The following is a 17,755-nucleotide window of genomic DNA, read 5'->3' on the forward strand; positions in this document are numbered from 1 at the left end:
TTCATGCCCGGAGATTCTCGGCGACACGTAATAGCCGCAAGGCTAATTTTTTTGTATTAGGAGCGTCTAGCCCATGAGTATGCAGGACCCGTTAGCGGACATGCTAACTCGTATCCGTAATGCCCAGATGGCTGAAAAGTCCGTCGTAAGCATGCCATCTTCCACGTTGAAGGTAGCTGTTGCCAAAGTCCTGAAGGACGAAGGTTACATTGCGGGTTATCAGATCAGCAGCGAAATCAAACCACTGCTGTCCATCGAGCTGAAGTACTTCGAAGGCCGTCCGGTTATCGAAGAAGTGAAGCGCGTTAGCCGTCCAGGCCTGCGTCAGTACAAGTCCGTCGATGATCTGCCGAAAGTTCGTGGCGGTCTCGGTGTGTCTATCGTCTCCACCAACAAGGGTGTGATGACTGATCGTGCTGCGCGCGCTGCCGGTGTCGGCGGCGAAGTTCTTTGCACTGTGTTCTAAGGGGGGATAAGCATGTCTCGCGTCGCTAAGAACCCCGTTAAGCTGCCAGCCGGTGTCGAAGTAAAATTCGCAGGCCAACAGCTTTCGGTGAAGGGTGCCAAGGGCACTCTCGAACTGAACATCCATTCGTCCGTTGAGATCGTTGAAGAAGCTGGTGAGCTGCGTTTCGCTGCTCGCAATGGCGATCAACAGACTCGCGCAATGGCTGGTACCACTCGTGCGTTGGTAAACAACATGGTCCAAGGCGTAAGCCAAGGCTTCGAGCGCAAGCTCCAGCTGGTCGGTGTTGGTTACAAAGCGCAAGCAAAAGGCACAGTGCTGAACCTGGCTCTTGGCTTCTCGCACCCAGTGGATTACGAACTGCCGGAAGGCATCACCGCTGAGACTCCTAGCCAGACCGATATCCTGATCAAGGGCATCGACAAGCAGCTGGTAGGTCAAGTGGCCGCCGAGATCCGCGACTTCCGTCCACCAGAGCCGTACAAAGGCAAAGGTGTGCGCTACGCGGACGAAGTCGTCCGTCGTAAAGAAGCCAAGAAGAAGTAGGGCATAGCAAATGACCGACAAAAAAGTTACTCGACTGCGTCGCGCTCGCAAAGCACGCCTGAAAATGCACGAACTAGAAGTCGTGCGTCTCTGCGTGTTCCGCTCTTCGCAGCACATCTACGCCCAGGTCATTTCGGCCGACGGCAACAAAGTCCTGGCAAGCGCCTCGACTTTGGATAAAGAACTGCGTGATGGTGCCACCGGCAACATCGACGCGGCCACTAAGGTTGGCCAGCTGGTCGCTACGCGTGCTAAGGCCGCTGGCGTCTCGCAGGTGGCTTTCGACCGCTCTGGCTTCAAGTACCACGGCCGCGTTAAAGCGCTGGCTGATGCTGCTCGTGAAGCTGGGCTGGAGTTCTAAGTTATGTCAAATAACGACCAAAAGCGCGACGAAGGCTACATCGAGAAGCTGGTTCAAGTTAACCGCGTAGCCAAAACCGTTAAAGGCGGCCGTATCTTCACTTTCACCGCGTTGACCGTGGTTGGTGATGGTAAGGGCCGTGTTGGCTTCGGCCGTGGCAAGTCGCGTGAAGTGCCTGCTGCGATCCAGAAGGCAATGGAAGCTGCTCGCCGCAACATGATCCAGGTTGATCTGAACGGCACCACCCTGCAGTACGCAATGAAGTCCGCTCACGGCGCTTCGAAGGTGTACATGCAGCCTGCTTCTGAAGGTACCGGTATCATCGCTGGCGGCGCTATGCGTGCTGTCCTCGAAGTTGCTGGCGTTCAGAACGTTCTGGCCAAGTGCTACGGCTCGACTAACCCGGTAAACGTGGTTCACGCCACTTTCAAGGGTTTGAAAGCAATGCAGTCTCCTGAATCCATTGCCGCCAAGCGTGGCAAAAGCGTCAAGGAGATCTTCTGATCATGGCTACCGTTAAAGTTACGCTGATCAAAAGCATGACCGGCCGCATCCCTAACCACAAACTGTGCGTTAAGGGTCTGGGTCTGCGTCGCATCGGTCACACTGTAGAAGTCCAGGATACTCCCGAGAATCGCGGGATGATCAACAAGGCTTACTACATGCTGCGTGTCGAGGGTTAATCGATGAAACTCAATGATCTGAGTCCAGCGCCGGGTTCCCGTCGCGAAAAGCATCGTCCGGGCCGTGGTATCGGTAGCGGTTTGGGTAAGACTGGTGGCCGTGGTCACAAAGGTCAGACCTCTCGCTCCGGTGGCACCATTGCTCCAGGCTTTGAAGGCGGTCAACAGCCGCTGCATCGTCGCCTGCCGAAGTTCGGTTTCGTTTCCCTGAAAGCCATGGATCGCGCAGAAGTGCGTCTGTCCGAGCTGGCTAAAGTGGAAGGCGACATCGTCACCGTGCAGTCCCTGAAAGATGCCAACGTGATCAACGTCAACGTACAGCGTGTGAAAATCATGCTGTCCGGTGAAGTGACTCGCGCTGTCACTATCGGCAAGGGAATCGGCGCCACCAAAGGTGCGCGTGCGGCTATCGAAGCAGCTGGCGGCAAGTTCGAGGAATAAATGGCTAAGCAAGGTGCTCTCTCTGCGCTCGGCAAAGGCGGTATGTCTGAACTCTGGGCTCGTCTGCGTTTTCTGTTCCTGGCGATTATCGTCTACCGAATAGGCGCACACATCCCGGTTCCAGGTATCAACCCGGACCGACTCGCGGACCTGTTTCGACAGAATGAGGGGACCATTCTTAGCTTGTTCAACATGTTTTCCGGCGGCGCGCTGGAACGGATGAGCATCTTTGCACTGGGGATCATGCCGTACATCTCGGCATCGATCATCATGCAACTGATGACCGCCGTCAGCCCGCAGCTGGAGCAGTTGAAGAAGGAAGGTGAAGCTGGCCGTCGCAAGATAAGCCAGTACACCCGCTACGGCACTGTCGTCCTCGCTCTCGTCCAGGCCATTGGCATGTCCATTGGTCTGGCGGGGCAGGGCGTTTCGTTCACTGCTGACTTCAGCTTTCATTTCGTTGCGGTAACCACATTTGTGGCGGGCGCGATGTTCATGATGTGGCTGGGTGAGCAGATCACTGAGCGTGGTGTAGGCAACGGTATCTCGATGTTGATCTTCGCAGGTATCGTCGCCGGTCTTCCGAGAGCGATCGGGCAGTCTTTCGAGTCTGCACGTCAGGGTGATATCAACATCTTCGCCCTGGTTGCCATCGGTTTGCTGGCAGTAGCGATTATCGGTTTCGTGGTGTTCATTGAGCGTGGTCAGCGTCGTATTGCTGTTCACTACGCCAAGCGTCAGCAGGGCCGCAAGGTCTTCGCTGCGCAGACCAGCCACTTGCCGCTGAAGGTGAACATGGCCGGTGTTATTCCGGCTATTTTCGCGAGCAGCATTTTGCTGTTCCCGGCTTCGTTGGGTGCCTGGTTCGGTCAGTCTGAAGGTATGGGCTGGTTGCAGGACATCTCGCAGTCGATCGCTCCTGGTCAGCCGTTGAATATTCTGCTGTTTAGTGCAGGGATTATTTTCTTCTGCTTCTTCTATACGGCGTTGATGTTCAATCCGAAAGACGTAGCGGAAAACCTGAAGAAGTCCGGTGCCTTTATTCCGGGTATCCGTCCAGGTGAGCAGTCTGCGCGCTACATTGATGGCGTTCTGACTCGCTTGACCATGTTCGGTGCTCTTTACATGACGGCCGTCTGCCTGTTGCCCCAGTTCCTGGTGGTTGCAGCGAACGTACCGTTCTACCTTGGCGGGACCTCGTTGCTGATCGTCGTCGTGGTTGTGATGGACTTCATGTCCCAAGTACAATCGCACCTCGTTTCGCACCAGTACGAATCCCTGATGAAGAAAGCCAACCTGAAGGGTTACGGCAGCGGCATGCTGCGCTGACCCATAAGGTTCGAGGAGTTGGTGATGAAAGTTCGTGCATCGGTGAAAAAGCTGTGCCGTAACTGCAAGATTATTCGCCGCGAAGGTGTTGTTCGAGTAATTTGCAGCGCGGAACCGCGTCACAAACAGCGCCAAGGCTGAGTGTGATTGTGCTTCAAGCCCGGCAGCTAGTGCGCTGCCGGGTTGATTATTTGTTATTACAGCGATATTATCTCGCGCCCTATTTCTTGGCTTCCGGGGCGTAGGTAGCTGTCAATTGGAGTCCCACTGAATGGCCCGTATTGCAGGCGTTAACATTCCAGATAACAAGCATACTGTTATCTCGCTGACCTACATCTATGGTGTTGGTCGCACTACTGCACAGAAAATTTGTGCAGAGACTGGGGTAAACCCAGCAGCAAAGATCAAAGATCTGAGCGACGAGCAGATTGAACAGCTGCGTGGCGAAGTGGCGAAGTTCACCACTGAAGGTGACCTGCGTCGCGAAATCAACATGAAAATCAAGCGCTTGATGGACCTCGGTTGCTATCGCGGTCTGCGTCATCGTCGCGGTCTTCCAGTGCGCGGTCAGCGTACCAAGACCAACGCGCGTACCCGTAAAGGTCCGCGTAAGCCGATCCGCAAGTAATCGCCCCAGCGAATCGACAGGAATTTAATCATGGCAAAACCTGCTGCTCGTCCTCGTAAAAAAGTTAAAAAGACAGTGGTTGATGGCATCGCCCACATCCATGCATCTTTTAACAACACCATCGTGACCATCACCGACCGTCAAGGTAACGCTCTTTCCTGGGCTACCTCCGGTGGTTCGGGTTTCCGCGGTTCCCGCAAGTCCACCCCGTTTGCTGCTCAGGTAGCTGCTGAACGTGCTGGTCAAGCTGCGCTGGAATACGGCCTGAAAAACCTCGACGTCAACGTCAAAGGTCCAGGTCCAGGTCGTGAATCCGCAGTCCGCGCTTTGAACGGCTGTGGCTACAAGATCGCCAGCATCACCGACGTGACGCCAATCCCGCACAACGGGTGCCGTCCGCCGAAGAAGCGCCGCGTGTAATCCAGGAGATTGTAAAGAATGGCTCGTTACATTGGTCCAAAATGCAAACTCGCTCGTCGCGAAGGCACCGATCTCTTCCTGAAGAGCGGCGTGCGCGCGATCGAATCGAAGTGCAACATTGAAGCAGCACCTGGTATCCACGGCCAACGCCGCGGTCGCCAGTCCGACTACGGCACCCAACTGCGTGAAAAGCAGAAGGTCCGTCGTATCTACGGCGTTCTCGAGCGTCAATTCAGCGGCTACTACAAAGAAGCTGCTGGCAAGAAAGGTGCAACCGGTGAGAACCTGCTGCAACTGCTCGAATGCCGTCTGGACAACGTTGTATACCGTATGGGCTTTGGTTCGACTCGCGCCGAATCCCGTCAGCTGGTATCGCACAAGTCGATCAGCGTAAACGGTCAGACCGTTAACGTACCGTCCTACCAGGTTCGTGCTGGTGACGTGGTTGCTGTTCGCGAGAAAGCAAAAAATCAACTTCGCATTGTCCAAGCTCTCGATCTGTGTGCCCAACGTGGCCGCGTAGAATGGGTAGAAGTAGACACTGAGAAGAAGTCGGGCGTTTTCAAGAACGTTCCAGCTCGCAGTGATCTGTCCGCCGACATCAACGAAAGCCTGATTGTCGAGCTCTACTCCAAGTAAGGGCTAGAAAATAGGTGCATCCATGCAGATTTCGGTAAATGAGTTCCTGACACCCCGCCACATTGATGTGCAGGTTGTCAGTCCAACCCGCGCCAAGATCACTCTCGAGCCTCTCGAGCGTGGTTTCGGCCATACCCTGGGCAACGCGCTGCGCCGCATCCTGTTGTCCTCAATGCCCGGCTGTGCAGTAGTCGAGGCCGAGATTGACGGTGTGCTCCACGAGTACAGCGCCATCGAAGGTGTACAGGAAGACGTCATTGAAATCCTGTTGAACCTTAAAGGTCTGGCTATCAAGCTGCACGGTCGTGACGAAGTTACGCTGACCTTGTCGAAGAAGGGTTCGGGGGTGGTTACCGCTGCCGATATTCAGCTGGATCATGATGTCGAGATCGTTAATCCCGATCACGTAATCGCTAACCTGGCGTCTAACGGCGCCCTGAACATGAAGCTCGTAGTAGCTCGTGGTCGTGGTTATGAACCGGCAGACTCGCGTCAGAGCGATGAAGACGAAAGCCGCAGCATCGGTCGCTTGCAGCTTGACTCTTCGTTCAGCCCGGTTCGCCGTATCGCATACGTGGTGGAAAACGCCCGTGTCGAGCAGCGTACTAACCTGGACAAGCTGGTTATTGATCTGGAAACCAACGGTACTCTGGATCCTGAAGAGGCTATTCGCCGCGCTGCAACCATCCTGCAACAGCAGTTGGCTGCGTTCGTCGACCTCAAGGGTGACAGTGAGCCAGTGGTTGTCGAGCAGGAAGACGAGATCGATCCGATCCTGCTTCGCCCGGTTGACGATCTGGAACTGACTGTACGTTCGGCTAACTGCCTTAAGGCGGAAAACATTTACTACATCGGTGACCTGATTCAGCGTACCGAAGTGGAACTGTTGAAGACTCCGAACCTGGGCAAGAAATCCTTGACTGAAATCAAGGACGTTCTGGCCTCCCGCGGTCTGTCCCTCGGCATGCGCCTCGACAACTGGCCGCCTGCAAGTCTTAAGAAGGACGACAAGGCGACTGCCTGATCGTCGTAATCACCGAACGTAGTGTTTGGTAAGGAATGAACCATGCGTCATCGTAAAAGTGGTCGTCACCTGAGCCGCACCAGCTCGCACCGCAAGGCCATGTTCCAAAACATGGCGGTGTCGCTGTTCGAGCACGAGCTGATCAAAACGACTCTGCCAAAAGCCAAAGAACTGCGCCGCGTTGCCGAGCCGCTGATCACTCTGGCCAAGACAGACAGCGTTGCTAACCGTCGTCTGGCTTTCGACCGTACTCGTTCGAAAGCTATCGTTGGTAAGCTCTTCAACGACCTGGGCAAGCGTTACGCTACCCGTGAGGGTGGCTACCTGCGCATCCTCAAGTGCGGTTTCCGCGCTGGCGACAACGCGCCTATGGCGTACGTCGAGTTGGTTGATCGTGCTACTGCTGGCGAAGCTGTATCCGCCGAGTAAGACGTCAGTCTGAAACAAGGAACCGGGCCTAGTGCCCGGTTTTTTGTGCCTGTAAGAAACGCGCCGTTTGTACAAGCGTCTTCTTCGTCCACATCGTCATGATGTGATGGGGATGATCATTAGTTTTTATCTATCGATGTCTGCAAGTTAATGAATTTGTAGCTGTCATATTGATGATCAATACTCCTTCTCAGCCGATAGCCGGCAGTTCAAGACCGACAAAGGAAGGAAGATCGCATGAGCCAAAACAAAACGCTTACCACCGCCAGTGGCGCTCCTGTTGCCGATAACCAGAATTCCCGTTCTGCTGGCCCTCGTGGCCCGCTGCTGCTCGACGACTTTCATCTGATCGAGAAGCTTGCCCATTTCAACCGTGAAAACATCCCCGAGCGCCGTGTGCACGCCAAAGGCTCGGGTGCCTACGGTACGTTCACAGTGACGCGTGATATCACTCAATACACCAGTGCGAAACTGTTTGAGGCGGTCGGCAAGCAGACCCCGACTTTCCTGCGGTTTTCCACCGTGGGTGGTGAGCGCGGTTCGGCCGATACCGAGCGCGATCCACGCGGGTTTGCCTTGAAGTTCTACACCGAGGAAGGCAACTGGGACATTGTCGGCAATAACACGCCAGTGTTCTTCATTCGTGACCCATTGAAGTTTCCAGACTTTATCCACACCCAGAAGCGTTTGCCGCAAAGCAACCTGAAAAGTGCCCAGGCGATGTGGGACTTCTGGTCGCATTCGCCCGAAGCGTTGCACCAGGTCACCATCCTGTTTTCCGACCGCGGTATCCCTGACGGATATCGCCACATGCACGGCTTTGGCAGCCACACGTACAGCCTCATCAGCGCTAAAGGCGAGCGCCACTGGGTGAAGTGGCACTACAAGACCAAACAAGGGATCAAGAACCTTGCTCCAGCGGAGGCTGCGCGCCTGGCGGGTACAGATCCGGATTACGCCCAGCGCGACTTATTCAATGCCATCGAGCAGGGTGATTTCCCGAAATGGCGCGTGTGCATTCAGATCATGAGCGAGTCTCAGGCGGCAGCGCACTACGAGAACCCGTTTGATGTCACCAAAACCTGGTCGCAAAAAGAGTTTCCACTGATTGAAGTCGGAGAGTTGGAGCTCAATCGCAATCCGCAGAACTACTTCGCGGAAGTCGAGCAGGCGGCGTTCGGTCCCAGCAACATGGTTCCAGGCGTTGGTTTGTCGCCGGATCGTATGCTGCAAGGTCGGGTCTTTGCCTACGCGGATGCTCACCGCTACCGTGTCGGCACCAATCACCAACAGTTGCCAGTCAACGCTCCGCGCAGTCCGGTCAACACTTATCAGCGCGATGGATCGATGGCCTTTGGCAGCAATGGCGGTGCGGCGCCGAACTACGAGCCAAACAGCTACGTGGAATCGCCGAAGCAGGCACCTCGTTATGCAGAGCCTGCATTGGCCCTCAGTGGTGCCGCCGATCGCTACGACCACCGCGAAGATACTGATTACTACAGTCACGCCGGCGCGTTGTTCCGCTTGATGTCTGAAGAGCAGAAATCACTGCTGGTCAGCAACATCGCCGGTGCGATGGCGGGGGTGACGAGTGATGTGGTTGATCGCCAGCTGCAACATTTCTACAAGGCTGACCCGGCGTATGGAGAAGCAATCGCAAAGCTGCTCAACGTACAGCTTAACGAAGTCTAAATGAGAAGCAGAACCGCCCTTGTTTGGGCGGTTTTTGCGTTATTTCAGCTGGTTTTCTCAGAATATCTTCGCTTTTATTGCGTCTTGCGAGTGACGATAGGGGCATGTTGGTTCAAACTATAACTTTCAAGCAGGGAGATGTAGGGCGATGCAAGGCCACCCAGATGTGATCGATTACCTCAACACGTTGCTGACCGGCGAACTGGCCGCGCGTGATCAATATTTCGTTCATTCGCGGATGTATGAGGACTGGGGTTTCACCAAGCTCTACGAACGAATCAACCACGAGATGGAAGAGGAAGCAGGGCACGCTGATGCCTTGATGCGCCGGATCCTGATGCTCGAAGGTACTCCGCGCATGCGTCCGGACGATCTCGATGTCGGCACCACGGTGACCGAGATGCTCGAAGCGGATTTGCGCCTGGAATACAAGGTGCGGGCTGCGCTGTGCAAAGGCATCAAGCTCTGCGAGCAGCACAAGGACTACGTCAGCCGCGAAATGCTGCGGGTTCAATTGCATGACACCGAAGAAGATCACACTTACTGGCTCGAAAAGCAGCTGGGTCTGATCAAGTTGATCGGGCTTGAGAACTACCTGCAATCCCACGCCTGATTCAGCGAATACAAAAAAGCCCCTGCCACCGATGAAGTGACAGGGGCTTTTTCATGGCGCCCGGTTAAGCCCGGTCACGCTCCAGCAGCGGCTTGAGGTAGTAGCCGGTATGAGATTGCTTCATCTCTGACACTTCCTCCGGTGTACCGACGGCGATGATCTGACCGCCCTTGGAACCACCTTCCGGACCGAGGTCCACCAGCCAGTCGGCGGTCTTGATCACGTCCAGGTTGTGCTCGATGACCACCACGGTGTTGCCGTGGTCGCGCAGGCGATGCAGCACGTCCAGCAGTTGCTGGATATCCGCGAAGTGCAGCCCGGTGGTCGGTTCATCAAGGATGTACAGGGTCTTGCCGGTATCACGCTTGGACAATTCGCGAGACAGTTTCACCCGCTGGGCTTCACCTCCGGAGAGCGTGGTCGCCGATTGCCCCAGTTTGATGTACGACAGGCCGACATCCATCAACGTTTGCAGCTTGCGCGCCAGGGCCGGTACGGCATCGAAGAACACCCGCGCTTCCTCGATGGTCATCTCGAGTGTTTCGTGGATGCTCTTGCCCTTGTACTTGATCTCCAGGGTTTCACGGTTATAGCGCTTGCTCTTGCACACGTCGCACGGCACGTAGATGTCCGGCAGGAAGTGCATTTCGACCTTGATCAGGCCGTCGCCCTGGCAGGCTTCGCAACGCCCGCCCTTGACGTTGAAGGAGAAGCGCCCCGGGCCGTAGCCCCGGGAGCGGGACTCCGGCACGCCGGCGAACAACTCGCGGATCGGCGTGAACAATCCGGTATAGGTCGCCGGGTTGGAGCGTGGTGTGCGGCCGATCGGGCTCTGGTCGATGTCGACGACTTTGTCCAGGTGCTCCAGGCCCTTGATGCTGTCGTGGGCGGCCGCCTCAAGCGTCGTTGCGCCATTCAGCGCGGTGGCACTCAACGGGAACAGCGTGTTGTTGATCAGCGTCGATTTACCCGAGCCGGACACGCCGGTCACACAGGTCAGCAAGCCGATCGGAATCTCCAGGTCGACATTGCGCAGGTTGTTGCCGCGCGCGCCTTTGAGCGACAGCGTCAGTTTCTTGTTGCGCGGCGTACGTTTGGCCGGGACTTCGATCTTCACCCGGCCCGACAGGTATTTGCCCGTCAGCGAGTCCGGGTGCGCCATGACCTCGGCCGGTGTGCCTTCGGCGACGATATGCCCGCCATGCACGCCGGCGCCCGGGCCGATGTCGACCACGTAGTCGGCCAGGCGGATTGCGTCTTCGTCGTGCTCGACCACGATCACCGTGTTGCCGATATCGCGCAGGTGCTTGAGGGTGCCCAGCAGCCGGTCGTTATCGCGCTGATGCAGGCCGATGGAGGGTTCGTCGAGGATGTACAGGACACCCACCAGCCCGGCGCCAATCTGGCTGGCCAGGCGAATGCGCTGGGCCTCGCCACCGGACAAGGTGTCGGCACTGCGGTCCAGCGACAGATAGTCGAGGCCGACGTTGACCAGGAACTGCAGGCGTTCGCGGATTTCCTTGAGGATCTTGTCGGCAATTTCGCCACGCCGACCGGTGAGCTTGAGCCCGCCAAAATAATCGGACGCATCGCCGATCGGCAGGTTGGTCACCGCCGGTAGGGTTTTCTCGCCGACCCAGACGTGCCGCGCTTCACGCCGCAGACGGGTGCCACGGCAATCCGGGCACGACTGGGTGCTGAGGAATTTGGCCAGCTCCTCGCGCACCGATGCCGATTCGGTTTCGCGGTAACGGCGCTCCAGGTTCGGCACGATGCCTTCGAACGGGTGCGAGCGTTTGACGATGTCGCCGCGGTCGTTCAGGTATTTGAAATCGACGTTTTGCGAGCCGCTGCCATGCAGGATGAATTTCTGCTGGTCGGCGGGCAGTTCGTTGAACGGTACTTCCAGGCTGAACTTGTAGTGCGCGGCCAGTGAGCCGAGCATCTGGAAGTAATAGACGTTACGCCGGTCCCAGCCACGAATCGCCCCTTCGGCCAGGGTCAGTTCGCCGTTGACCAGGCGCTTGATGTCGAAGAACTGCTTTACCCCCAGACCATCACAGGTCGGACAGGCGCCGGCCGGGTTGTTGAAGGAGAACAGCTTGGGTTCAAGCTCGCTGATGGCGTGGCCGCAGATCGGGCAGGCGAAGCGTGCGGAGAAGATCATCTCTTCACCCGGTTCGTCGTCCATCGGCGCTACCAGGGCGATGCCGTCCGCCAGTTTCAGCGCGGTTTCAAAGGATTCGGCCAGGCGTTGTTGCAGGTCGGCGCGAACCTTGAAACGGTCGACCACGACATCGATGGTGTGTTTTTTCTGCTTGTCGAGCTTGGGGGCTTCGTCCAGCTCGTAAAGCTTGCCGTTGATTCGGGCGCGGACAAAACCCTGTGCGCGCAGTTCTTCGAAAACCGACAGGTGCTCGCCTTTGCGCTCGCGGATGACCGGGGCCAACAGCATCAGTTTGCTACCCTCCGGTTCGGCGAGGACCAGGTCGACCATCTGGCTGACGGTCTGCGCTTCCAGCGGAATGTCGTGGTCCGGGCAACGGGGGATGCCCACGCGGGCATACAGCAGGCGCAGGTAATCGTAAATTTCGGTAATGGTGCCGACCGTCGAACGCGGGTTGTGCGAGGTGGACTTCTGTTCGATGGAGATCGCCGGCGACAGGCCTTCGATGGTGTCGACGTCAGGCTTTTCCATCATCGACAGGAACTGCCGGGCATAAGCCGACAGCGATTCGACGTAGCGGCGCTGGCCTTCGGCGTACAAGGTGTCGAAAGCCAGGGACGACTTGCCGGAGCCGGACAGGCCGGTGATGACGATCAGCTTGTCCCGTGGCAGGGTCAGGTCGATGTTCTTCAGGTTGTGGGTTCGAGCCCCACGAATCAGGATCTTGTCCAAGGTGGCCTCGCTCGGCGGGCGTCGAAAACGTAGGAGTATACGGCCAAATACTGGATGGATGCACACTATCAAACGAGAGGGTTACTGTCTTACATGAAGAGTGTGTCAGCAATGCGCGTCAAAGCGTCGCGATATACCCCGCCAATCGATCGGACTGGTAGAATCGCCGCCGGTTCACATGAGGTTTTTCCATGCACGATCCCCACAGCGAGCGCATGAGTGGTAGCGAGACCCGCGCGGCAAGCGGTCTGGCCCTGGTGTTCGCCTTCCGTATGCTTGGCATGTTCATGGTGTTGCCGGTACTGGCAACCTATGGGATGGATCTGGCCGGAGCCACGCCGGCCCTGATCGGTCTGGCGATTGGTGCTTATGGCCTGACCCAGGCAGTTTTCCAGATTCCGTTCGGTTTCATTTCCGACCGCATCGGCCGTCGCCCGGTGATTTACCTGGGCTTGATCGTCTTTGCCCTCGGCAGTCTGCTGGCCGCCAATGCCGATTCGATCTGGGGCGTGATCGCCGGGCGAATCCTGCAGGGTGCCGGGGCGATTTCCGCCGCGGTCATGGCCTTGCTGTCCGACCTGACCCGCGAACAGCACCGGACCAAGGCCATGGCCATGATCGGCATGACCATCGGCCTGTCGTTTGCGGTGGCCATGGTCGTTGGCCCGCTGTTGACCCGGGCCTTCGGATTGTCCGGGCTGTTCCTCGCCACGGGCGGCATGGCGCTGTTCGGCATCGTGATCGTGATGTTCATGGTGCCGCGCTCCACCGGCCCGTTGCAGCACCGTGAGTCCGGTGTCGCGCGCCAGGCGTTGATCCCGACCCTCAAGCATCCGGATCTGCTGCGCCTGGACCTGGGCATTTTTGTCTTGCACGCGATGTTGATGTCCAGCTTCGTCGCCTTGCCCCTGGCACTGGTCGAGAAAGCCGGGTTGCCCAAAGAGCAGCACTGGTGGGTATACCTGACCGCACTGCTGATTTCTTTCTTCGCCATGATCCCGTTCATTATCTACGGCGAGAAGAAACGCAAAATGAAACGAGTTTTACTCGGCGCCGTCGTGACGTTGATGTTCACTGAGCTATTCTTCTGGCAGTTCGGTGACAGCTTGCGGTCTCTGGTGATCGGTACGGTGGTGTTCTTCACCGCGTTCAATCTGCTGGAGGCTTCATTGCCGTCGCTGATCAGCAAGGTTTCACCGGCAGGTGGCAAGGGCACGGCGATGGGGGTTTATTCCACCAGCCAGTTCCTCGGCTCGGCACTGGGGGGAATCCTCGGTGGCTGGCTGTTCCAGCATGGCGGTCTGTCGGTTGTATTCCTCGGATGCGCCGGTCTGGCTGCCCTCTGGCTGGCCTTTGCTGTTACCATGCGCGAACCTCCCTACGTCACAAGCCTGCGCTTGCCGTTGTCGCCCGAGGCGATCCGCGAAGCGGGTCTGGTCGAGCGCCTGAAGGCGGTCGTAGGGGTAACAGATGCAGTCATCGTCGCGGAAGAGGCGGCGATTTACATCAAACTGGACACCGAACTATTGGATCGCACCACCCTTGAGCGCCTGGTGAACAACCCGGCCGGGGCAGCGTGCGTAGCCTAGGAGAACGTTATGGCCCGTGGGGTTAACAAAGTCATATTGGTCGGCACTTGCGGCCAGGATCCCGAAGTTCGCTACTTGCCTAACGGTAACGCCGTGACCAACCTGAGTCTGGCGACCAGCGAACAGTGGACCGACAAGCAAACCGGCCAGAAAGTCGAAAAGACCGAATGGCACCGTGTATCGATGTTCGGCAAAGTGGCAGAAATCGCCGGCGAATACCTGCGTAAAGGTTCGCAGGTTTACATCGAAGGCAAGCTGCAGACCCGCGAGTGGGAAAAAGACGGTATCAAGCGTTACACCACCGAAATCGTGGTCGACATGCAAGGCACCATGCAACTGCTGGGTGGCCGTCCACAGGGCGACCAGCAGGGCCAGGGCGGTGGCAACTACCAGCAATCCGCGCCGCGCCAGCAGGCTCAACGTCCTGCTCCGCAACAGCAGCCACAGCGTCCGGCCCCTCAACAGGCCGCACCGCAACCGGCTCCGGATTTCGACAGCTTTGATGACGATATCCCGTTCTGATTCTTTCACCGAAGAATAGAACCTGACAAAGCCCGGCCTCCTTATGGATGCCGGGCTTTTTTGCATTTTTACCAAGGCTTCCTCGCCGGGATCGAGGACCGTCCAGCCGTCAGCGCGCAGTGATACTCTGCTATGGGTCTAGACCCTGTGCAGAGTTGCCCTATGGATCGCCTGTCTACGTTGTTGTCACAGTTCGGAGTGCGCGCGCACCTGTTTTACAGCGGCAAGCTTTGCGGCGTGGCGTCCTACGATGGCGCCGACCAGCGCGGCCATATTCACCTGTTGCAGGCCGGCTCTGTCACGTTGAAAGGCCTGGGGAGGAGTGAGTTGTTGCTCACTCGCCCCAGCCTGATTTTCCTGCCGCGCCCCAACCGACATCAGCTCATCGCCAGTGACACTGAAGGTGCTCAGCTGTTATGCGCGTCGATGCTGTTCGATGGCGGCGCCAGTAATCCGATATCTGCTTCGCTCCCCGATCTTCTGATATTGCCTCTGGATGAGCTGCCGTTGCTGGCCGACACCCTGAGATGGCTGTTCGGTGAAGCTGGCGCCGGGCATTGTGGCAGGGAGGCGGTACTTGATCGTTTGTTCGAACTGTTGATCATCCTGCTGCTCCGGCATTTGCTTGACCACCAGCAGTTGAGCACTGGAATGATGGCCGGGTTGGCCGACGTGCGGCTGTCGCGCTCGTTGATTCAGATGCACAACCAACCTCAGCGGGCCTGGTCAGTGGCCGAGTTGGCGAATGAATCGAACATGTCCCGCGCCGCTTTTGCTGTGCATTTTCGCGCGGTTCTGGGGCAAACACCGCTGGATTATCTGTTGAGCTGGCGTATCAGCCTGGCGCAGAAGCGCCTGCGGGAGGGGCGGCCGATTACGCTGATCGCCGATGAGGTGGGCTATGAAAGTCCGTCGGCGCTTGCCCGTGCGTTTCGCCGCAAGACCGGCTGCAGTCCACGGGACTGGATGAAGTCCCTGGCGGCTGAGGGCGGCGTACTGGCTGAGGATGACGATGACCTGAATGCATTGAGCTGATTCAGGCCATCGGCGGATGAGGTTGTCAGCTCAAGGAGTTTCCAGTCTGGTCAGCGAATGGCCCGCCACGAACAGGGAGGCGGCAAGCAAGCCGATGTCCTTGAGCAGGAACTGGCCTGGCGCGACCGTAATGGCCGGGAAACCAAGGCCTGGCTCAATCACTCCGGGCGTCGAGAACATAAAGCTCAAGGTGGTGAAAAATAACCCGGCAGACAAGGCGCCTCCGATCAAGGAAAGCTTTGGTGACAGCAGGCGGCCTGCAATCAGTACACCGATGGAAATCTCCAGGACACCGAGCAAACTGGAAAACAGATCGACACTGATAAGGTCATAGACCCAACCCAGGAAAGGGCTGTTGCTCACCAGAGGCACCAGTCCCTCTGCTTCATAGTGAGTAAATTTCATACCGCCGAACCAGAAGTAGATAACGGCAAGGGCAAAGTAAATGCCGTAGGTCCCGATCGCCATGGTGGTGAGTCCGAGGGATGTTTTTTTCGACAGGCTGTCAGTGCTGATATTCATGCTGTTCATTGTTCAGGCTTCCAGTGAGTTATCCAGAAAGTGGCATGGGTGAAAGCAACATCCCCCGCGTATGCGTAGGGAGTGGAGTGATTGTTGGCTTTGGCATGACTTTCCAGGATTCTGGCGGTATTGCGTTCGATGCAGATCGTCCAGACTCACTGGAAGTAAAAAGCCCATGGCATGTGAGGCCATGGGCTTTTTCATTTTTGCTGTCTCGTCCTGAATGAGGGTTACACGTTCTGGCTTCCTATCAGGAATTCGTCGGCCGACACCACGCTGGCATACGCAAATGCCAGGGACGCCATGAACGCCGCATGAACCTGGGCCGCCGGCACCGTCACGCCATTGAACTCCAGGTCACGGGTGGCGCAGGCGTCGTGGATCACGGTCACCGTGTAGCCGAAGTCCGCCGCCGCACGGGTGATGCCGTCGACACACATGTGGCTCATGCTGCCCACGACCACCAGTTCCTTGATGCCTTGCTCGTCGAGGATCGATTTCAACTCGGTTTCGCGGAACGAGTTGACGAAGTGCTTGAGCACCACCGGTTCGTCTGCACGGTTGATCACTTTGGGGTGCAGCTTCGCGCCTTCGGAGTTCGGGGTGAAGAACGGCGCCTCTGCGGAGGTGAATTCGTGGCGGATATGCACCACCGGATCACCGGCATCACGGAAGGCCTTGATCAGGCGGACGGCGTTGTCGGCGGCGGCATCGGCGCCGACCAGTGGCCACTTGCCTTGGGGGAAGTAGTCGTTCTGGATATCGACTACGATGAGCGCTTGCTTGGCCATGACTGTTTCCTCGAAGTGTGTTTGGGTGTGGAATGAAGTATTGGCGCTGGCAGGCGGTCCGGGGATTGGCCGCACCGACAATAAGAGGGGGAAAACTGACAATGGATGCAGAAAGGGCAATCGCCGAGCTCGGTGTGCTGATCTATCCCGGCGCGCAGATGGCGGCGGTGCATGGCTTGACGGACTTGTTCGGGGTGGCGAACCGGATCGCCGCCGAGCATCAGGCTGCGCAGTTGCCCCTGCTGCGGGTCAGCCATTGGCAGGTCGAGGGTGATCAGCCGCCGGCCCGGGTCTTCGACAGCCATCCCGGCCCGGAGCGTGCCCTGGTGGCCGTGTTGATCCCGCCATCGATTGCCGGCTTTTCCGAGGGCCAGGCGCCACAGGGCTTGATCCGCTGGTTGCGCGAGCAACATGCCGGCGGCGCGACACTGGGCGGGGTTTGCGTGGGCTCGATCCTGTTGGCTGAAAGCGGTCTGCTCGACGGTCGCAGCGCCACCACCCACTGGACTTCGGCCAAAGCATTCGCCGAACGTTATCCGGCGATACGGCTCAAGGCCGATACGCCGATTGTCGATGATGGCGACCTGATCACCACCGCCGGACTGATGGCGTGGTCTGAACTGGGTTTGCGCCTGGTCAACCGGCTGCTGGGACCGAGCATTGCCACCAGTACCGCGCGTTTTCTGGTGGTGGAACACAGCGATAGCGCCAGCGAGTGCGGCAGCAATTTTGCGCCGATCCTCAGTCATGGCGATGCGGCGATTCTCAAGGTGCAACACTGGCTGCAAAGCACCGGGGCGACCGATGTGTCGCTGGCGGCGATGGCCGAAAAGGCAGGGCTGGAGGAGCGCACCTTCCTGCGACGCTTCCGCGCGGCCACCGGGCTCAAACCTACCGAATACTGTCAGCATCTGCGAGTCGGCAAGGCCCGGGAAATGCTCGAATTCACCAACGGCACCATCGATCATATCGCCTGGACCGTGGGTTATCAGGACCCCGGCGCGTTTCGCGCGACCTTCAAGAAAATCACCGGGTTGGCGCCGAGTGATTATCGGGCGCGGTTTGGGGTGACACCGGGGGCCGCAGTACGATAGGCCCATCACCACAAAGCCCCTTGTGGGAGCGG

The 17,755-nt window shown here is 57.7% G+C and carries 22 protein-coding genes; 19 read left to right on the forward strand and 3 right to left on the reverse strand.

The window, feature by feature from the left end:
* Positions 1-73 precede the first annotated feature (73 nt).
* The 15 genes from rpsH to bfr all read left to right on the forward strand — a co-directional run bounded on the left by rpsH (position 74) and on the right by bfr (position 9,271).
* Complete coding sequence (gene rpsH / locus AC3WN7_RS03020; RefSeq protein WP_003186040.1) at positions 74-466, forward strand: 30S ribosomal protein S8; 393 nt, start codon at positions 74-76, stop codon at positions 464-466.
* Between the two features lie 12 nt (positions 467-478).
* Entirely contained in the window at positions 479-1,012 is a 534-nt protein-coding gene (rplF, locus tag AC3WN7_RS03025; protein WP_003176412.1) for a 50S ribosomal protein L6, read from the forward strand.
* 10 nt (positions 1,013-1,022) lie between these two features.
* The gene (rplR, locus tag AC3WN7_RS03030) at positions 1,023-1,373 is read left to right on the forward strand and encodes a 50S ribosomal protein L18 (protein WP_003186037.1); all 351 of its coding nucleotides are present in this window, start codon (positions 1,023-1,025) and stop codon (positions 1,371-1,373) included.
* 3 nt (positions 1,374-1,376) lie between these two features.
* Positions 1,377-1,877 (forward strand): 30S ribosomal protein S5, encoded by a 501-nt coding sequence (gene rpsE / locus AC3WN7_RS03035; protein ID WP_003186035.1) that lies wholly within the window; start codon positions 1,377-1,379, stop codon positions 1,875-1,877.
* A 2-nt stretch (positions 1,878-1,879) separates the two neighbouring features.
* Positions 1,880-2,056, forward strand: coding sequence for a 50S ribosomal protein L30 (gene rpmD / locus AC3WN7_RS03040; RefSeq protein WP_003176408.1), 177 nt, complete (start codon positions 1,880-1,882; stop codon positions 2,054-2,056).
* 3 nt (positions 2,057-2,059) lie between these two features.
* Positions 2,060-2,497 (forward strand): 50S ribosomal protein L15, encoded by a 438-nt coding sequence (gene rplO / locus AC3WN7_RS03045; protein WP_003228720.1) that lies wholly within the window; start codon positions 2,060-2,062, stop codon positions 2,495-2,497.
* On the forward strand, positions 2,498-3,826 hold the full coding sequence (secY, locus tag AC3WN7_RS03050; protein ID WP_015097035.1) for a preprotein translocase subunit SecY: 1,329 nt from the start codon (positions 2,498-2,500) through the stop codon (positions 3,824-3,826).
* Positions 3,827-3,850: 24 nt separating this feature from the next.
* Entirely contained in the window at positions 3,851-3,967 is a 117-nt protein-coding gene (rpmJ, locus tag AC3WN7_RS03055) for a 50S ribosomal protein L36 (protein WP_002555468.1), read from the forward strand.
* Between the two features lie 130 nt (positions 3,968-4,097).
* Positions 4,098-4,454, forward strand: coding sequence for a 30S ribosomal protein S13 (gene rpsM / locus AC3WN7_RS03060; protein ID WP_009045849.1), 357 nt, complete (start codon positions 4,098-4,100; stop codon positions 4,452-4,454).
* Positions 4,455-4,484: 30 nt separating this feature from the next.
* A complete protein-coding gene (rpsK, locus tag AC3WN7_RS03065) occupies positions 4,485-4,874 on the forward strand; it encodes a 30S ribosomal protein S11 (RefSeq protein ID WP_002555466.1) in 390 nt (129 codons plus the stop codon).
* A gap of 18 nt (positions 4,875-4,892) precedes the next feature.
* Entirely contained in the window at positions 4,893-5,513 is a 621-nt protein-coding gene (gene rpsD / locus AC3WN7_RS03070) for a 30S ribosomal protein S4 (RefSeq protein WP_003176404.1), read from the forward strand.
* A 22-nt stretch (positions 5,514-5,535) separates the two neighbouring features.
* Positions 5,536-6,537: a DNA-directed RNA polymerase subunit alpha gene (locus tag AC3WN7_RS03075; RefSeq protein ID WP_007970428.1), complete on the forward strand. Its 1,002-nt coding sequence runs from the start codon at positions 5,536-5,538 to the stop codon at positions 6,535-6,537.
* Between the two features lie 42 nt (positions 6,538-6,579).
* Positions 6,580-6,966 carry a 50S ribosomal protein L17 gene (rplQ, locus tag AC3WN7_RS03080; RefSeq protein WP_007970429.1) on the forward strand — a complete coding sequence of 129 codons (387 nt, stop codon included), beginning with the start codon at positions 6,580-6,582 and terminating at the stop codon, positions 6,964-6,966.
* Positions 6,967-7,203: 237 nt separating this feature from the next.
* A complete protein-coding gene (locus AC3WN7_RS03085; protein ID WP_102673695.1) occupies positions 7,204-8,658 on the forward strand; it encodes a catalase in 1,455 nt (484 codons plus the stop codon).
* A gap of 148 nt (positions 8,659-8,806) precedes the next feature.
* Positions 8,807-9,271 carry a bacterioferritin gene (bfr, locus tag AC3WN7_RS03090; RefSeq protein WP_007970123.1) on the forward strand — a complete coding sequence of 155 codons (465 nt, stop codon included), beginning with the start codon at positions 8,807-8,809 and terminating at the stop codon, positions 9,269-9,271.
* 64 nt (positions 9,272-9,335) lie between these two features.
* On the opposite strand, the gene uvrA is transcribed toward bfr, so the two are convergent.
* Entirely contained in the window at positions 9,336-12,170 is a 2,835-nt protein-coding gene (gene uvrA / locus AC3WN7_RS03095) for an excinuclease ABC subunit UvrA (RefSeq protein WP_015097033.1), read from the reverse strand.
* A 191-nt stretch (positions 12,171-12,361) separates the two neighbouring features.
* Here uvrA and AC3WN7_RS03100 point away from each other — a divergent pair, with 191 nt between their 5' ends.
* The 3 genes from AC3WN7_RS03100 to AC3WN7_RS03110 all read left to right on the forward strand — a co-directional run bounded on the left by AC3WN7_RS03100 (position 12,362) and on the right by AC3WN7_RS03110 (position 15,316).
* Positions 12,362-13,759 (forward strand): MFS transporter, encoded by a 1,398-nt coding sequence (locus tag AC3WN7_RS03100; RefSeq protein ID WP_102673694.1) that lies wholly within the window; start codon positions 12,362-12,364, stop codon positions 13,757-13,759.
* 9 nt (positions 13,760-13,768) lie between these two features.
* The gene (locus AC3WN7_RS03105; RefSeq protein ID WP_095965774.1) at positions 13,769-14,281 is read left to right on the forward strand and encodes a single-stranded DNA-binding protein; all 513 of its coding nucleotides are present in this window, start codon (positions 13,769-13,771) and stop codon (positions 14,279-14,281) included.
* A gap of 162 nt (positions 14,282-14,443) precedes the next feature.
* A complete protein-coding gene (locus tag AC3WN7_RS03110; protein ID WP_102673693.1) occupies positions 14,444-15,316 on the forward strand; it encodes an AraC family transcriptional regulator in 873 nt (290 codons plus the stop codon).
* 30 nt (positions 15,317-15,346) lie between these two features.
* Here the strand turns inward: AC3WN7_RS03110 and AC3WN7_RS03115 are convergent, their stop codons facing one another.
* Both AC3WN7_RS03115 and AC3WN7_RS03120 read right to left on the reverse strand, forming a co-directional pair.
* Complete coding sequence (locus tag AC3WN7_RS03115) at positions 15,347-15,847, reverse strand: YkgB family protein (protein WP_008053863.1); 501 nt, start codon at positions 15,845-15,847, stop codon at positions 15,347-15,349.
* Between the two features lie 221 nt (positions 15,848-16,068).
* Entirely contained in the window at positions 16,069-16,629 is a 561-nt protein-coding gene (locus AC3WN7_RS03120; protein WP_095965771.1) for a cysteine hydrolase family protein, read from the reverse strand.
* A 101-nt stretch (positions 16,630-16,730) separates the two neighbouring features.
* On the opposite strand from AC3WN7_RS03120, the gene AC3WN7_RS03125 reads away from it, so the two are divergent.
* On the forward strand, positions 16,731-17,723 hold the full coding sequence (locus tag AC3WN7_RS03125; protein WP_095965770.1) for a GlxA family transcriptional regulator: 993 nt from the start codon (positions 16,731-16,733) through the stop codon (positions 17,721-17,723).
* Positions 17,724-17,755: the final 32 nt, after the last annotated feature.

Source organism: Pseudomonas sp. FW305-70 (assembly GCF_058783925.1).

Bases quoted from the DNA above. Each gene is read 5' to 3' on its own strand.
- bfr (WP_007970123.1), top strand. From the start codon at position 8,807: ATGCAAGGCCACCCAGATGTGATCGATTACCTCAACACGTTGCTGACC.
- rplR (WP_003186037.1), top strand. From the start codon at position 1,023: ATGACCGACAAAAAAGTTACTCGACTGCGTCGCGCTCGCAAAGCACGC.
- rpsM (WP_009045849.1), top strand. From the start codon at position 4,098: ATGGCCCGTATTGCAGGCGTTAACATTCCAGATAACAAGCATACTGTT.
- AC3WN7_RS03100 (WP_102673694.1), top strand. From the start codon at position 12,362: ATGCACGATCCCCACAGCGAGCGCATGAGTGGTAGCGAGACCCGCGCG.
- rpsD (WP_003176404.1), top strand. From the start codon at position 4,893: ATGGCTCGTTACATTGGTCCAAAATGCAAACTCGCTCGTCGCGAAGGC.
- AC3WN7_RS03110 (WP_102673693.1), top strand. From the start codon at position 14,444: ATGGATCGCCTGTCTACGTTGTTGTCACAGTTCGGAGTGCGCGCGCAC.
- rplF (WP_003176412.1), top strand. From the start codon at position 479: ATGTCTCGCGTCGCTAAGAACCCCGTTAAGCTGCCAGCCGGTGTCGAA.
- AC3WN7_RS03125 (WP_095965770.1), top strand. From the start codon at position 16,731: ATGGATGCAGAAAGGGCAATCGCCGAGCTCGGTGTGCTGATCTATCCC.
- rpsE (WP_003186035.1), top strand. From the start codon at position 1,377: ATGTCAAATAACGACCAAAAGCGCGACGAAGGCTACATCGAGAAGCTG.
- rpmJ (WP_002555468.1), top strand. From the start codon at position 3,851: ATGAAAGTTCGTGCATCGGTGAAAAAGCTGTGCCGTAACTGCAAGATT.
- AC3WN7_RS03115 (WP_008053863.1), bottom strand. From the start codon at position 15,847: ATGAACAGCATGAATATCAGCACTGACAGCCTGTCGAAAAAAACATCC.
- secY (WP_015097035.1), top strand. From the start codon at position 2,498: ATGGCTAAGCAAGGTGCTCTCTCTGCGCTCGGCAAAGGCGGTATGTCT.
- rpsH (WP_003186040.1), top strand. From the start codon at position 74: ATGAGTATGCAGGACCCGTTAGCGGACATGCTAACTCGTATCCGTAAT.
- AC3WN7_RS03105 (WP_095965774.1), top strand. From the start codon at position 13,769: ATGGCCCGTGGGGTTAACAAAGTCATATTGGTCGGCACTTGCGGCCAG.
- rplQ (WP_007970429.1), top strand. From the start codon at position 6,580: ATGCGTCATCGTAAAAGTGGTCGTCACCTGAGCCGCACCAGCTCGCAC.
- rplO (WP_003228720.1), top strand. From the start codon at position 2,060: ATGAAACTCAATGATCTGAGTCCAGCGCCGGGTTCCCGTCGCGAAAAG.
- AC3WN7_RS03120 (WP_095965771.1), bottom strand. From the start codon at position 16,629: ATGGCCAAGCAAGCGCTCATCGTAGTCGATATCCAGAACGACTACTTC.
- rpsK (WP_002555466.1), top strand. From the start codon at position 4,485: ATGGCAAAACCTGCTGCTCGTCCTCGTAAAAAAGTTAAAAAGACAGTG.
- AC3WN7_RS03075 (WP_007970428.1), top strand. From the start codon at position 5,536: ATGCAGATTTCGGTAAATGAGTTCCTGACACCCCGCCACATTGATGTG.
- AC3WN7_RS03085 (WP_102673695.1), top strand. From the start codon at position 7,204: ATGAGCCAAAACAAAACGCTTACCACCGCCAGTGGCGCTCCTGTTGCC.
- rpmD (WP_003176408.1), top strand. From the start codon at position 1,880: ATGGCTACCGTTAAAGTTACGCTGATCAAAAGCATGACCGGCCGCATC.